We start from the raw sequence: 14,898 nt of genomic DNA, 5'->3' as shown, positions 1-14,898 counted from the left end.
ATCGCAGTGGTTACACTTGAGCTTCGCGCGCCCCTGGACGGGATCATCCTTCCACTCGAACAGGTTCCGGACCCGGTTTTTTCGCAGAAAATGGTCGGTGATGGACTCTCGATCGACCCCCTGAGTCAGGTGCTCACGGCACCCTGTCCGGGGACGATCAGCCAGCTCCATCACGCCGGTCATGCGGTGACCCTGACCACCGGCGAAGGAATCGAGATCCTGATGCACATCGGTCTAGACACCGTGACGCTGAAGGGCGAGGGCTTCACCCCGAAGGTGACGCTGGGACAGCAGGTCGCCACGGGCGATGCGCTGATCGCCTTCGAAGCCGACTTTCTGGCCACCCGCGCCAAGAGCCTTCTAACGCTGATGATCGTGACCAATGGCGAGGCGATCGCCGGGATGGTCCAGGCGAGCGGACGGGTGCGGGGCGGTCAGGATCCCTGTCTGACGCTGACCCTGGCGGAAGGCGCTGGCGCTGCCGCCGAGATCGCGGGCAAGCGCGTGACCTCCGACGCCATCCTGATCCCCAATCCAACCGGCCTGCATGCCCGCCCGGCCGCCGTGCTCGCCAACCTGTCCAAAGGGTTCGCGTCCAAAATCCTGCTCCAGCGCGGCGACGATCAGGCCAACGCCAAGAGCGTCACCTCCATCATGGGACTCGAAATCGCCCTGGGGGACAAGGTGGTGCTGATCGCGGAGGGTCCGGACTCCCAGGTGGCCATCGATGCACTCGCGCCGGAGCTGGCCGCCGGACTCGGCGACGAGGGCAGTCGGCCCGCCCCGGCCCCAGCCACCACCGAACCCGATCCGGCCAAGGCCCCGGCCCCCCGCCCCCTGTCGGACGATCCGAATCTGCTGCTGGGCGTAGCCGCGTCCCCCGGCCTGGGGGTCGGCAAGGTCTACCAATTGCGCCGCGAGGAGATCCAGGTTCCCGAGACCGGCGACACCGACCCGCGTAAGGAGCGGCGCAAGCTCGAAGACGCGCTCGACCGTGGCAAGAACGAGCTGGAGGCGTTGCAGACCGAACTGAAGGCGCAGTCGGACGCCAAGAAGGCGGCCATCTTCGCCGCGCATCAGGAACTGCTGGGCGATCCGGACCTGATCGACATCGCCGAGAGCGCCATCGCCAAAGGCAAGGGCGCGGCCTTCGCCTGGCAGCGTGCCTACACGACCCACGCCGAGCGTCTGTCCAGGCTCAAAAACGAGATCATGGCCGGTCGCGCCGCCGATCTGCGCGATGTGGGCCGACGCGTCCTTGGCATCCTCACCGGCCAGCCGGTCGAGGAGCCGAAAATCCCCGCCGGTTCGATCCTGATCGCCGAGGAACTGACCCCATCGGACACCGCCCAGCTCAACCCGGCGGAGGTGCTGGGCTTCGCCACGGTCAGTGGCGGAGCGACCTCGCATGTCGCCATCCTGGCTCGGGCGCTCGACATCCCCGCCGTGGCCGGAATCGAGCCGCGCGCGCTGGATCTGCCGAATGGTTCGGATGTGATCCTGGACGGCGGCCGAGGCCAGTTGCGCATCCATCCCGAGCCGGCTGAGATCGACCGCATCCTCGAGGCCAAGGCGCGCCTGGCCGCGAAAAAGGCCGCCGATCTGGCCGCCGCCTTCGAGCCGGCGACCACTCGCGATGGTCACAACGTGGAGGTCGTGGCCAACATCGGCGGGATCGAGGACGCGCGCAAGGGCATGACCCTGGGCGCCGAAGGGGTCGGACTCCTGCGCTCCGAGTTTCTCTATCTCGACCGCTCTACCGCCCCGACGGAGGACGAGCAGACCCAGATCTATAGCGACATTTCGGCGGCCCTGAACGGCCATCCGCTGATCATCCGCACCCTGGATGTCGGCGGCGACAAGCCGCTGGCCTATCTCCCCATGCCGCGTGAGGAGAACCCCATGCTCGGTATTCGCGGGGTGCGGATCGGGCTCGACCGACCGGAGATCCTTCGCACCCAGGTCCGCGCCATCCTGCGGGCCGGGAAGACCGGCAAGATCCGCATGATGTTCCCCATGATCGCGACCCTGGACGAGATCCGCTCGGTCAAGGGGCTGGTGGAGGAAGAACGGGCCAAGCTCCCCGACGCCGGCGACGTCGAGCTGGGCATCATGGTCGAGGTGCCCGCGGCCGCCGTGCTGGCGCGGCAGTTCGCCCGCGAGGTGAGTTTCTTCTCGATCGGCACCAACGACCTGACCCAGTACGGGCTCGCCATGGATCGCGGGCACCCCAAGCTCGGCGCCAAGGCCGATGCCATGAACCCGGCGATCCTGCGGCTGATCGCGCTCACGGTCGAGGGCGCGGATGCCGAGGGTAAATGGGTGGGCGTCTGCGGCGGCATGGCGAGCGATCCGCAGGCGGTGCCGATCCTGGTCGGACTCGGGGTGAAAGAACTCTCGGTCAGCGTCCCGGCGATCCCGGCCATCAAGGCTGCGGTGCGCGCGCGCGCCTTCGCCGAGTGCCAGACCCTCGCCCAACAGGCACTGGCCCAGGGGACCGCCGCCGAGGTGCGCGCCCTGGTTCAGAGCGATGACTGAGGCGACCACGGGAGACGCAACCATGAGCATTTCATCCGTTTGGGGCAATACCTTCGGCGGTCTGCAAAAGATCGGCAAGGCACTGATGCTGCCGGTGTCGGTGCTGCCGGTCGCCGGCATCCTGCTCGGCGTCGGGGCCTCCATCGCCCGCGAGGCCGGCCCCCCCTGGCTCGCCGAGATCGGGCGGGTCATGTCCGCCTCCGGCGACGCCATCTTCATGATCCTGCCGTTGATCTTCGCCATCGGCGTGGTTCTGGGCTTCACCAAGAACGACGGCGTGGCGGCGCTCGCGGCCACCGTCGGTTATTTCGTCATGCTGGCGGCGCTGGGCGTCATCGGTCTGCAATTCATCGGTCTGACGGCCCCCGTCGAACCGTTGCGGATCAGCGGCGAGGCGGGCAAGGCGATCTATGTCGAGTACGACAGCGCGCGGGCGCGCTTCCAGTGTCTCGACAAGGATGGACGAACGCTGGAGAAACTCAGGGCCGACGAGGTCAAGGACGAGACGCTGGTCTGCGACGGCGCGAGCGTGCCGTTCGCACTCCAGTCTGGCGCGGGTGAGGGCGCGGGTGAGCAGGGCGCCATCGCGGTCTATGACGCGGGCCAGGGCGAGATGGTCACCTTTCCGCCGGCCAAGAGCCGCGCCGAGATCAAGAAGATCTTCGGCATCGAGTCCATCGACACCGGTGTCTTCGGCGGCATCCTCATCGGGCTGATCGCGGCCTATCTGTTCAACCGCTACTACCGTATCTCGCTGCCGCCCTACCTCGGATTCTTCGCTGGCAAGCGCTTCGTGCCGATCGTCGTCTCCTTCGCGGCCATCGGGCTGGCGGCGGTGCTCGCCGTCATCTGGCCGCCGATCGGGGCGGGCATCCGCGACTTTGGCGACTGGGCGGCCTACGGCAATCCGGCGGCGGCGGTCACCATCTACGGCGTGGTGGAGCGCATGCTGTTGCCCTTCGGCCTGCATCACATCTGGAACGTCCCCTTCTTCTTCGAGGTGGGCACCTATGTCGATCCGGAGACCGGCAAGACCGTCCACGGGGTCATCAGCCGCTTTTTCGCGGGCGACTACGAGGCGGCCATCCTGGGCGGCGGTTTCGTCTTCAAGATGTTCGGTCTGCCCGCCGCCGCCTTCGCCATCTACCGGAGCGCCAAGCCCGAGAACAAGGCGCGGGTCGCCGGCATCATGGGCTCCGCCGCGCTGACCGCCTTTCTGACCGGCATCACCGAGCCGCTGGAGTTCGCCTTCCTGTTCGTCGCGCCGCTGCTGTACGCGGTCCATGCCGTGCTGGTGGGCGTGGCCTATCTCATCACCTATCTGCTCGACGCCCGTCTGGGATACAGCTTCAGCCACGGCTTCATCGACTACGCGCTCTACTACGTCAACGACATCCGGCCCTGGGTGGTGCTGATCCTGGGTCCGATCTTCGCGGCCGTCTACTATGTCAGCTTCCGCGTGCTGATCCTGAAGCTCGATCTCAAGACGCCGGGGCGCGAGACGGAAACCCCGGAGATGGCCGATATCAAGTCCGTCATCGCGGACGACTTCACCAAGGAACTGGTGCTTGGCTTCGGCGGCAAGAGCAACATCCTGGGACTCGACGCCTGTATCACGCGACTGCGGGTGGAGGTCGCCGACATGGGCAAGGCCAACCCGGACAAGCTCAAGGCGCTGGGCGCCGCCGGCGTGGTCACGGTCGGCAATAATCTCCAGGCCATCTTCGGACCCAAATCGGACAATCTGAAGACCGACATGGAGGAATATCTGAGCACCGCCGGACCCGAGGCCGAGCTACCGGAGGGCGCCGCCGCGCCTCGGGTGCGCTACAAGAGCGATGACCTCAAGCCGCGCCATCGCGATCCCCTGGCACCGCAAAACGCCCGCGCCATCCTGGCTGGACTGGGCGGGCGCGAGAACGTCCAGTTGGCCGAGTCCTGCGCCGAGACCCGCGTGCGGGTCACGGTCGGCGACGGCGCGAAGCTCGACGAGCCGGCCCTGGCGGCGGCGGGTGTCCAGGGCATCCTCCGGTTGCCGGACAATGTCCTGCATCTGCTGGTCGGATTGAATGCCGATCAGTATGCGGCGGAGATGAAGGCGGCGATGGCCGGGTGATTCGGACACCCGGCACCCGTCGTTGCCAGCGTCGGCGGGTGCCGTGGCTGTTCGGTTAGTACAGTCGCGCCTAAATTTCAGTATGAATCTCGCGATACCGCTCTGCGGTGTCGCGAGTGAACGGTGATTGGAACTTCGGCGAGATCTAACGCCGTGCCTCCAGCGTCTCCCAGCGCGCGTAGGCATCCTCCAGCGCCGCGTCCACGACCTCCAGCCGGGTCTTGACCTTCGCGACCTCGCCCCCGTCCGTCTGATAGAGCGCGGGATCGGCCATCCGCGTGTGCAAAGCCGACTGTTCCTGCTCCAGCGACTCGATGCGCGCCGGCAGTTCGGCCAGTTCGCGGGTCTCCTTGAAACTCAACTTGTCCGCGCCGCGCTTGGATTTGGCGGTCTCCGGGCCGGATTCCGCGGGTTTCGGCTTGGTCTCGGCGGGTCGGGCGGAGGCAACCGGGACTGGACGCTGGCGCAGCCAGTCCTCGTAACCGCCGACGTAATCGTTCACCCGCCCGTCGCCCTCGAACACCAGGGTGCTGGTGACGACATTGTCCAGCATGACGCGGTCATGGCTGACCAGCAGGAGGGTGCCGGCGAATTGCACCAGCAGTTCCTCCAGCAGTTCGAGCGTCTCGGTGTCGAGATCGTTGGTCGGCTCGTCGAGCACCAGCAGATTGGCCGGGCGGGTGAAGAGCTTGGCCAGCAGCAGTCGATTGCGCTCGCCGCCGGACAATGCCTTGACCGGCTGGCGCGCGCGCTCGGGCGTGAAGAGGAAATCCTTAAGATACGAAAGGACATGCCGCGACTGGCCGTCGATCTCGATCTGATCGCTGCCGCCGGCCACGTTGTCCTGAACGCTCTTTTCCAGATCGAGCTGGGCGCGCAGTTGGTCGAAATAGGCCACCTGGAGATTGGTGCCGCGCTGGATGCGTCCGCCTTGGGGCTCCAGATCGCCCAGCAGCAGCTTGAGCAGGGTGCTCTTGCCTACCCCATTGGGTCCGATGATACCGATCTTGTCGCCGCGCAGAATCAGGGTGCTGAAATCGCGGATGACCGGGCGCTCGCCCCAGCCGTAGGTGACGCCCTCGGCCTCCACCACCAACTTGCCCGAGCGCTCCGCGTCGCTCACACGCAGGCGCGCGGTGCCCTGCTGCTCGCGCCGCTCGCGCCGTTCCTCGCGCAGCGCCTTGAGCGCGCGCACCCGGCCTTCGTTGCGGGTCCGTCGCGCCTTGACGCCCTGACGGATCCACACCTCCTCCTCGGCCAGTTTGCGGTCGAATTGCTCGACCGCGATCGACTCGGCGTGCAGACGCTCTTCGCGGCGGCGCAGATAGTTGGCGTAGTCGCCGGGCCAGTCGGTGATGCGCCCGCGATCGATTTCCAGAATCCGGGTCGCGACCCGTTGCAGAAAGCGCCGGTCATGGGTGACGAACAACAGCGAGCCGGGAAAATCCAGCAGAAACTCTTCGAGCCAATTGATGGATTCGATATCCAGATGGTTGGTCGGCTCGTCGAGCAGCAGCAGATCGGGCTCGATGACAAGCGCGCGGGCCAGCAGCACACGGCGTTGAAGGCCGCCCGAGAGCGACTGGAACTGGGCCTCGGCATCCAGTCCGAGCCGCGTGATCACCCGCTCGGTGCGCCGCTCGATCTCCCAGCCGTTGCGATCCTCCAACTGCTGCTGAACGCGCGCCAAGCGGTCGAGTTCGCCCTCGCTGGCACTGGCGCCGAGACCATGGGACAGCCTGAAATATTCCTGCACCAAACCGCCAAGGTCGCCCAGTCCATCCGCGACCACCTCGAAGACCGTGGCGTTAGTCTGTTCGCGCGGAATCTCCTGGGCCAGCTTGGCGATGGTCACGCCCTGCACGACCCGGACCTGGCCGCTGTCGGCCTGCGCCTCGCCGGCGATGATCCGCAGCAGCGTGGACTTGCCGGCACCGTTGCGGCCGATCAGACAGATCCGCTCGCCCCGGTCGATGGTCAAGGTGACATCCTCCAGCAGCGGCGGCTGGCCATAGGAGAGAGAGATCGAATCGAGATTGAGCAGTGGCATCGGGTTTCCTGAAGGTTGAGCACGAGCGACGCCATCCGGTTGCGTCCGAACGGCGGGGCATTTGATTTGCGATTTCGCAATAAGGCGATGATAATTGTTTCTTTGTACGCTTGGTCCGGCAAATAGGGCATCCCGCACCTTAGGTGCCCGCAGGCAGACTTGGTTTTTCAGGAATGACCTTAACCCGATGGCGAAAAGTGTGACATTACGGGATGCCTGGTCCGGCGAGGCAAACTGCCAAAACTGTTCGCTCCGAACGTCGGTTCTCTTTGCTGGGCTCAAGGAATCCGACTTCGAGCGCATTCACGATCCCATCGACCAGTTCACGCTGAGGCCCGGGACGAGCCTCTACCGTGCCGGCGACACCGGCGACCACATGTTCACGGTCCGCGCCGGCGCACTGAAGCTGGTCCAGTATCTGCCGGACGGGAGCCAGCGCATCGTGCGGATTGTCCGCGCGACCGACGTGCTGGGCCTTGAGGCCATCCTTGACGATGCCTACCACCATGACGCCATCGCGCTGCATGTCACCGAAGTCTGCCGCTTTCCGGCGCGGCTCGTGCGCGACCTGGGACGCGAAAACCCGGACCTGCATCACGAACTCATGACACGCTGGCAACGTGCCTTGACCGAGGCCGATGCCTGGCTGACCGAACTCTCCACCGGCGCGGCGCGCCAGCGGGTCGCGCGTCTACTGCTGCGCCTGGTGCTGGATCGCGAAACCAGTGAGTGCAACCTCTTCAGCCGCGAGGACATGGGCGCCATGCTCGGCGTGACCACCGAAACCACCAGCCGCACCATCGCCGAATTCAAGCGTCAGAGTCTGCTGGTCGAAACCGCGCCTAACCTGTTTTTGCTCGACATCCCCAATCTGCGCCGCATTGCCGAGGATTGAAGCCAACCCGTCTCCGGGATTTCCAGTTTGACTGATTTCAATGCCGCGCGTCGAAACAACTCGTACTCTCCGCCTGTTGTGTCGCTCACGGCCGCGCTCCCATCCAATGCGACCGGCGGCAGGAACGAGGTAACCGCCAGAATCCAATCGTTGTCGATGGAGATCGTCATGAAACAAACCCTCACGCTCGCGGAATACCCGCTGTTCACCCTGGAGATCGAGCGCGAGGAGACCCGTTTCGATTCGGTCGACGCGATCTGCGCGTATTTCCGGGACTGTATCGAGTTGCATCGCGGGGCGCAGTTCATCGCCGAGTTCGACCATTACGCGCACACCAGATCCCTGCCGGAAGGCCATATCGGCGAGGGAATCCTCGCCGCCAAGAATGTCGTCTTCTGTCTGGGAATCGCACTGCCGAATCCGCATCTGCTTGCCGACCGTCCGAGATCCATCGGCGTCGCCGAGACCGTTCAGGGTTTCCTGATTACCTTTCTGGAAGCCCCCATGCCGGTCGTGAACGCCGCCATGGAGGATTGGGCGCTTGGACTCTGCGACCGACCGCCGGCATCGACCTGACCCGCTTCAACCCTTCAGCCCTGGAGTCACCCATGCGCATCGCCGTCACCAGCCAGAACTTTCGCACCATCACCGGCCACGCCGGCAAGAGCAGACGCTTTCTCATCCTGGAAGCCGATGGCGTGACCGCCCCGGTCGAGATCGACCGGCTGGATCTACCCATGGATCTGTCGCTGCACGACTATCATGGCGACGACCATCCGCTGTTCGAGTTGCAACTCGATGCCATTGTGACCCAGGGCGCCGGTCAGGGCTTCATCCAGCGGCTGTCGCGTCATGGCATTCGGGTGCACACGACCAGCGCCACCGACCCGGTCGAGGCCGTCAACGCCATCGCGACGGGGAAAGCGCTGCCCGTCGCCGCGCCGCATGAGCATGACCACGAACCTGGCCGTCCGCGCATTTCGCTCTCCACCGACACGCATTAATCCCGCCCCGAGCGGCAGCCACCCGGAACCCCGACGATGCGAGTCATTTTGATGGGGGTATAAAAAGATGCTGCGCTACACTTTGCTTCGGGTCATTCCTGACAACTCCGTTATGGCTTAACCTCTCGCGGTGGAACATCCGGCATAACGCGCGAGACGCCGCGCCAAACACAGGCTCGGCGCTGCAAAAACACCGCCGGATCGTGACTTATCTCTCTTACTTGACGGCTTGGATCAGGAGAATCGTTCATGCTCGACAGCGCCATGGTTGAACTCTCGCGATGGCAGTTCGCCAGTACCGCGATGTATCACTTCCTGTTCGTTCCCCTGACACTGGGGCTCTCCTGGATCCTGGTGATCATGGAAAGCGTCTATGTCATGACCGGACGGGAAATCTACCGGGACATGACCAAGTTCTGGGGCAAGCTCTTCGGCATCAATTTTGCGCTCGGCGTCACCACCGGACTCACCATGGAGTTCCAGTTCGGGACCAACTGGGCCTATTACAGCCACTATGTCGGGGATGTCTTCGGCGCCCCGCTGGCCATCGAGGGTCTGATGGCCTTCTTCCTGGAGTCCACCTTCATCGGGCTCTTCTTCCTCGGCTGGGAGCGTCTGAGCAAACGTCAGCATCTGGCCGTCACCTTCCTGATGGCCTTCGGCTCGAACCTCTCCGCGCTCTGGATCCTGATCGCCAACGGCTGGATGCAGAATCCGGTCGGCTCCGAATTCAGTTTCGAGACCATGCGCATGGAAATGACCAGCTTCGGCGAACTGCTGATGAATCCGGTCGCCCAGGTCAAATTCGTGCACACCGTCGCCGCCGGCTATGTCACCGCCACCATGTTCGTGCTTGGCATCAGCGCCTGGTACATGCTGAAGGGACGGGATCTGGCTTTCGCCAAGCGCTCCTTCTCGGTCGCCGTCGGTTTCGGACTGGCATCGATCCTCTCGGTCATCCTGCTCGGCGACGAGTCCGGCTACGAGGTGGGCGACATCCAGCGGGTGAAGCTCGCGGCGATCGAGGCCGAATGGGAGACCGAGAAGGCGCCCGCCGCCTTCACCATCTACGGCAACCCGAGCAACGAGGACGAAGAGACGCATAACGCCATCAAGGTGCCCTGGCTGCTCGGGCTGATCGCCACCCGCTCGCTCGACACCGAGGTCAAGGGACTGAAAGACCTGATGGTCGATCACGAGGTGCGCATCCGCAGCGGCATGGTCGCCTATGAATACCTGGAGCGTCTGCGCGGCGGCGAGGACACCCCCGGCAACCGCGCCAGCTTCGAGGAGCATAAAGCCGATCTGGGCTATGGCCTGCTGTTGAAGCCCTATACCGAGAATCCCGCCCAGGCCACCGAGGAACAGATCCAGATGGCGGTCAAGGATTCCATCCCCGAGGTCGCGCCCATCTTCTGGGCCTTCCGGGTTATGGTCGGGGCCGGCGTCTGGATGCTGCTGCTGTTGGTGCTTGGTTTCTACTACAACGCCAAGCGCGTGATTCAGGAGAAACGCTGGCTGCTGCGTCTGTTCCTGTGGAGCATCCCGGTGCCCTGGCTCGCGGTCGAAACCGGCTGGTTCGTTGCCGAGTTCGGACGTCAACCCTGGGCCATCGGCGAGGTGCTTCCCACCAGTATCGCCGCGTCGAGCCTGACCGCCAACGACCTCATCATCAGCATGTCCGGCTTTCTCCTCTTCTATACCGTGCTCTTTATCATCGAGATGTTCCTGATGGTCAAATTCGCCCGTCAGGGACCCAGCTCGCTACATACCGGGCGCTATCATCACGAGTGCGAAACCGGCCACGCAGGCGGCATGACACCCGCGACGGCCCCTCAGAAACAGGCTGACTAGCCCCGGAGCGATTGACCATGATTCTTGATTACGAAACGCTGAAGTTCATCTGGTGGGTGCTGGTTGGCGTGCTCTTCATCGGCTTTGCCGTCACCGACGGCATGGACATGGGCGTCGGCACGCTGCTGCCGTTCCTGGGTAAGACCGACGACGAACGGCGCGTCATCATCAATACCATTGGCCCGCACTGGGACGGTAACCAGGTCTGGCTGATCACCGCCGGCGGCGCGATCTTCGCCGCCTGGCCGTTGGTCTACGCCGCGGCCTTCTCCGGCTTTTACTTCGCCATGCTGCTGGCGCTCTTCGCGCTCTTCTTCCGGCCGGTCGGCTTCGACTACCGCAGCAAGATCGAGGATAAGCGCTGGCGCAACGCCTGGGACTGGGGTCTGTTCGTCGGCGGCGCCGTACCCGCGCTGGTGTTCGGCATCGCCTTCGGCAATCTGCTCCAGGGAGTTCCTTTCCATCTGGATAACTTCCTGCGGCCTTTCTACAGCGGCGGTTTCTTTGGGCTGCTGAATCCTTTTGCCCTGCTTGCCGGGCTGATCAGTCTCGGCATGCTGACCATGCATGGCGCGATCTGGCTGCAACTGCGCACCGCCGATCCGATCGCCTCGCGCGCCAAGGTCTGGGCCAAGAAGGTTGGGCTGGCGACCATCGTCGGCTTTGCCATCGCGGGCGTGTGGATGAGTCTGGGTATCGAGGGTTTCCGGGTGGTCTCCATGCCCGAGTTGGGCGCAACCCCGAACCCGCTGACCAAGGAGGTGGTGCAGGAAGCCGGCGCCTGGCTTGCGAACTATGGCAGTCATCCCTGGACACTGATTTTCCCGCTGCTGGGATTTGCCGGACTGGGGCTTGGCGTTCTGTGGTCGATGTCCGATCGGCCCGGACTTGGGCTGGTCGCGAGCAGTCTGGGCCTGACCGGCGTGATCATGACCGCGGGCGCGGCCATGTTCCCCTTCATCATGCCGTCGAGCACGAACCCGAACAGCAGCCTGATCGCCTGGGACGCCGTCTCCAGTCACCTGACACTCACCGTCATGTTCTGGGCCGCGATGATCTTCGTACCGCTGATTCTCGCCTACACCACCTGGACCTACGCCAAGATGTGGCGGCGGGTCACGGTGGAAGAGATCCGGGCGCAGGACCATCTGGCGTATTAGCGCCCAGACCGATCCGCGCGGTTGCGAGCCGTCGCACGCAACCGCGCGGTCACCCAACCCTCGTCAGCCAATTTATTGACGACCGAATCGAGAGGAACATTCCATGTGGTATTTCGCCTGGCTCCTGGGCGTCTTTCTGGCATTGGCCTTCGGCATCATCAACGTGATGTGGTATGAATCCGAGCAGTGCATGGGCGCGAACGACGACCAACCGACTTGACCCGTCCTTGATCGAGACAGAAAAAAACGCGGCTTCGAGCCGCGTTTTTTATGGGATCGATCAGCCCATCTCCATCCCCTTGAGCAGGATGCAGACCGATGCCTTGTAGGGGCGAATGAATTCGCCCCTACTGGAAACCGCTTAAGTCGCCGTGATCGGCACAATGATGATATCGACCCGGCGATTCAAACGCCGACCTGCTTCGGTCGAATTGCTCGCGACCGGCTTGTTCATGCCAAACCCGGCGGACGCGATGCGTTCCTGATAGACGCCAGAACCGGTGAGATAATTCTCGACCGATCCCGCGCGGCGCTCCGACAGAAGCTGATTATGCTGGGCCGATCCGGTGCTATCGGTATGCCCCGCGACCGCCAGCTCGGTCTTGCCATACTGGTTCACGATGGCGGCGATCTTGTCCATGGTGCTGTAGAAACCGGGCTTGATCCGATCCGAATCCACCTCGAAGGCGGTCTCGCCCGTCATGCCCACCAGCAGTTCGTCGTTGGGTAATTTCTGCACCCGAATCATGCCGTTGGCAATCTCGTCGGCCAGCGCTTTCTGGAAGTCCTGATGCTGCTGCTCCATGTAATGACCAACCGCGCTGCCAATCAAGGCGCCACCGACCGCGCCGATCAGGGCGCCGCGTCCCGCGTTGGCGCCCAGCGAGCCAATGAGCGCCCCAGCGGCGGCGCCGGTCGCGGTGCCGATGGCCGCGCCCCGGCCGGTCTGGGACATGCCCGAACCATCGGCAGCACAACCGGCAATCATGACGGCCACGGTTGCCGCGACAGCAATTCGTTTGGAAAAATCTACTTTCATTCGAGACTCCTTGCGGTATGGACAGTGAAGCGCGCGCCAGCCGCTCCGGACAAAAATGGGGAAAACTCCGATGCTCGAAAACCCTGTCGATGGCGGATTGGCTGACTCTAGGTATTGATACCGATCATAACAGAGCATCCCGCGAAGTCGGATCCCCGCAAAATGTCCAGAACCGTTTGGTTGCAACGTCGACTCACAGGGGCCTTGCATATCGAGACCCTGGACATCAATTGGACGAATACCGCGCCGACATTCTCCAAGGAGACCGAGTGACCCGCATCATCACGAACTTGATCGCCTTCCAGATTGGCTGGTTCGCCTGCGTGCTCGGCGGCGCCAACGGCCTGCCCTGGATCGGCGTCGGCGTCGTCGCGCTCGTGGCGGGGCTGCACCTGTCGCAGTCGCGCCATCCCCGGCGAGAGTCGGCGCTTCTGCTGACGATCGGTCTCCTGGGCGCCGGCTGGGACAGCCTGCTGGTCCGCCTCGGATTCCTCGACTATCCCTCCGGCATGCTTCTGCCCTGGCTCGCGCCAGTCTGGATCATTGCCATGTGGATCGCCTTCGCGACGACCCTGAACGTCTCGCTGGGCTGGCTGAAAGACCGCTGGTTTCTCGCGACCGTACTCGGTGCCGTGGGCGGTCCGCTGGCCTACTACGCCGGCCACAAACTGGGCGGGGTACAGTTTCCAGATGTCTTCGTCGGCATGGCCGTGCTGGCCGGCGGCTGGTCGTTCCTGATGCCGCTGTCCGTCTGGATTGCGAAGAAGATCGATGATGTTGACCGGTCAGAACCCGGTCCCTCCGAAGCCTCGAACCTTGATGGAGCATGCCGGCATGTTTGATCTCCAGATCTACAGCCTCGGCCTGGCCGCGGCCCTGACGCTTGGGCTTGGCGGCTGGATCGCGAGCCTCCCGCTGAAGGATGTCAGCATCGTCGACTCGCTCTGGTCGCTGTTTTTTCTGTTGATGGGCGGGATCTATCTGCTGCTTGCCCCCGCGTGGGGAGCACGCGCGCTGCTGGTCTTTGCCTTGATCGCGATTTGGGCGATCCGCTTGAGCGCCTACATTACCCGCCGCAACCACGGCCATGGCGAGGATCGACGTTATCGGGCGATCCGCGCCGATCACGAACCCGGTTTCTGGTGGAAAAGCAGTTATATCGTCTTCGGTCTTCAGGCGCTGCTGGCCTGGGTGATTTCGCTGCCGCTGCTGGCCGCCCTGCTTGGGCAGTCGCCGCTGGGCTGGCTCGATGCCGTGGCCCTGGCGCTCTGGCTGGTCGGTTTCTTCTTCGAAGCGGTGGGCGACCGACAACTCGCCGATTTCAAAGCGCGTCCCGAGAACCGGGGACAAGTCATGGATTTGGGGCTCTGGCGCTATACCCGTCACCCGAACTATTTCGGCGAAGCCTGCATCTGGTGGGGATTTTTTCTCTTCGCGCTGGCCGCGGGCGGCTGGTGGTCCATCCTCGCGCCCATCCTCATGACCTTTTTGCTGCTGCGGGTCTCTGGCGTCTCGCTGCTGGAGAAAGACATCCAGGAACGCCGACCCGCCTACCGGAGCTACATCGAGCGTACCAACGCCTTCTTTCCTGGGCCGCCCCGGCGCTCCAGCGAAGGTTGAGCCCTGGCCGAATAGCGGTTTTTCATGTCTCAACCGGAGGATTGCGATGCAACGCATCCTGGCACTAACCATCGTCGCATTTCTGCTCGCCCTGACGAGCGCCTGTACCGAGGAAGGGGGTTCACCAATGAAGACGGTCAGTCACGTCGATCTCGCAAGCTTCATGGGCGACTGGTATGTCATCGCCAACATCCCGACCTTCATCGAGAAGGGCGCCCACAATGCCGTCGAATCCTATGCCCTGAATGACGACGGATCGATCGCAACGACCTTCCGGTTCAATCAGGATGCCTTCGATGGTCCGGTGAAAACCTATCATCCCACCGGGTTCGTGCGCGATACCTCATCCAATGCGCTCTGGGGAATGCAATTCATCTGGCCCTTCAAGGCGGATTACCGCATCGTCTGGTTGGAACCGGACAACAGCATCACCGTCATCGCCCGCGCCAAACGCGATTATGTCTGGATCATGGCCCGACAGCCCCGGATTCCCGACGACAAATACGCCGAGATCGTCGATTTCATCGGCAAACTCGGCTATGACACCGGGAAAATCGAGAAAGTGCCCCATCAACCGCGTTCGGGATAAACAGGATAGAAGTGATTTAAACCGCGTCTCCAC

Annotated in this window: 13 protein-coding genes; 11 read left to right on the top strand and 2 right to left on the bottom strand. The window is 63.6% G+C overall.

Annotation, left to right across the window (positions count from 1 at the left end; translation table 11 throughout):
* Positions 1-6: 6 nt before the first annotated feature.
* Positions 7-2,538, top strand: coding sequence for a phosphoenolpyruvate--protein phosphotransferase (ptsP, locus tag THIVI_RS01280; RefSeq protein WP_014776841.1), 2,532 nt, complete (start codon positions 7-9; stop codon positions 2,536-2,538).
* 22 nt (positions 2,539-2,560) lie between these two features.
* Entirely contained in the window at positions 2,561-4,654 is a 2,094-nt protein-coding gene (locus THIVI_RS01275) for a PTS sugar transporter subunit IIBC (protein WP_014776840.1), read from the top strand.
* 145 nt (positions 4,655-4,799) lie between these two features.
* Here the strand turns inward: THIVI_RS01275 and THIVI_RS01270 are convergent, their stop codons facing one another.
* Positions 4,800-6,704, bottom strand: coding sequence for an ATP-binding cassette domain-containing protein (locus THIVI_RS01270; protein ID WP_014776839.1), 1,905 nt, complete (start codon positions 6,702-6,704; stop codon positions 4,800-4,802).
* Between the two features lie 187 nt (positions 6,705-6,891).
* Between THIVI_RS01270 and THIVI_RS01265 the strand changes: the two genes are divergently transcribed.
* The 6 genes from THIVI_RS01265 to cydX all read left to right on the top strand — a co-directional run bounded on the left by THIVI_RS01265 (position 6,892) and on the right by cydX (position 11,837).
* Positions 6,892-7,599, top strand: coding sequence for a Crp/Fnr family transcriptional regulator (locus THIVI_RS01265; protein ID WP_014776838.1), 708 nt, complete (start codon positions 6,892-6,894; stop codon positions 7,597-7,599).
* A 168-nt stretch (positions 7,600-7,767) separates the two neighbouring features.
* Positions 7,768-8,175, top strand: coding sequence for a DUF6858 family protein (locus THIVI_RS01260; RefSeq protein ID WP_014776837.1), 408 nt, complete (start codon positions 7,768-7,770; stop codon positions 8,173-8,175).
* Between the two features lie 32 nt (positions 8,176-8,207).
* On the top strand, positions 8,208-8,603 hold the full coding sequence (locus THIVI_RS01255; RefSeq protein WP_014776836.1) for a NifB/NifX family molybdenum-iron cluster-binding protein: 396 nt from the start codon (positions 8,208-8,210) through the stop codon (positions 8,601-8,603).
* A gap of 249 nt (positions 8,604-8,852) precedes the next feature.
* A complete protein-coding gene (locus THIVI_RS01250) occupies positions 8,853-10,457 on the top strand; it encodes a cytochrome ubiquinol oxidase subunit I (RefSeq protein ID WP_014776835.1) in 1,605 nt (534 codons plus the stop codon).
* A 17-nt stretch (positions 10,458-10,474) separates the two neighbouring features.
* A complete protein-coding gene (cydB, locus tag THIVI_RS01245) occupies positions 10,475-11,617 on the top strand; it encodes a cytochrome d ubiquinol oxidase subunit II (protein ID WP_014776834.1) in 1,143 nt (380 codons plus the stop codon).
* 103 nt (positions 11,618-11,720) lie between these two features.
* Positions 11,721-11,837, top strand: coding sequence for a cytochrome bd-I oxidase subunit CydX (cydX, locus tag THIVI_RS23245; protein ID WP_014776833.1), 117 nt, complete (start codon positions 11,721-11,723; stop codon positions 11,835-11,837).
* A 141-nt stretch (positions 11,838-11,978) separates the two neighbouring features.
* Here the strand turns inward: cydX and THIVI_RS01235 are convergent, their stop codons facing one another.
* Positions 11,979-12,656: a YiaD family glycine zipper/OmpA-like lipoprotein gene (locus THIVI_RS01235; protein ID WP_014776832.1), complete on the bottom strand. Its 678-nt coding sequence runs from the start codon at positions 12,654-12,656 to the stop codon at positions 11,979-11,981.
* Positions 12,657-12,925: 269 nt separating this feature from the next.
* Between THIVI_RS01235 and THIVI_RS01230 the strand changes: the two genes are divergently transcribed.
* From THIVI_RS01230 to THIVI_RS01220, 3 genes are read left to right on the top strand one after another with little or no spacing between them, the layout of a single operon-like run.
* Entirely contained in the window at positions 12,926-13,498 is a 573-nt protein-coding gene (locus THIVI_RS01230) for a DUF2878 domain-containing protein (protein WP_014776830.1), read from the top strand.
* Complete coding sequence (locus THIVI_RS01225; protein ID WP_014776829.1) at positions 13,491-14,276, top strand: DUF1295 domain-containing protein; 786 nt, start codon at positions 13,491-13,493, stop codon at positions 14,274-14,276. Before THIVI_RS01230 ends, THIVI_RS01225 begins: the two co-directional genes overlap by 8 nt.
* A 46-nt stretch (positions 14,277-14,322) precedes the next feature.
* Entirely contained in the window at positions 14,323-14,865 is a 543-nt protein-coding gene (locus tag THIVI_RS01220) for a lipocalin family protein (RefSeq protein ID WP_014776828.1), read from the top strand.
* Positions 14,866-14,898: the final 33 nt, after the last annotated feature.

The sequence above is a fragment of the Thiocystis violascens DSM 198 genome (genome assembly GCF_000227745.2).
Lineage (GTDB): Bacteria > Pseudomonadota > Gammaproteobacteria > Chromatiales > Chromatiaceae > Chromatium > Chromatium violascens.
The sequence above is the reverse complement of the archived record's forward strand: the minus strand, read 5'-3'. Positions and strand labels throughout refer to the sequence as shown.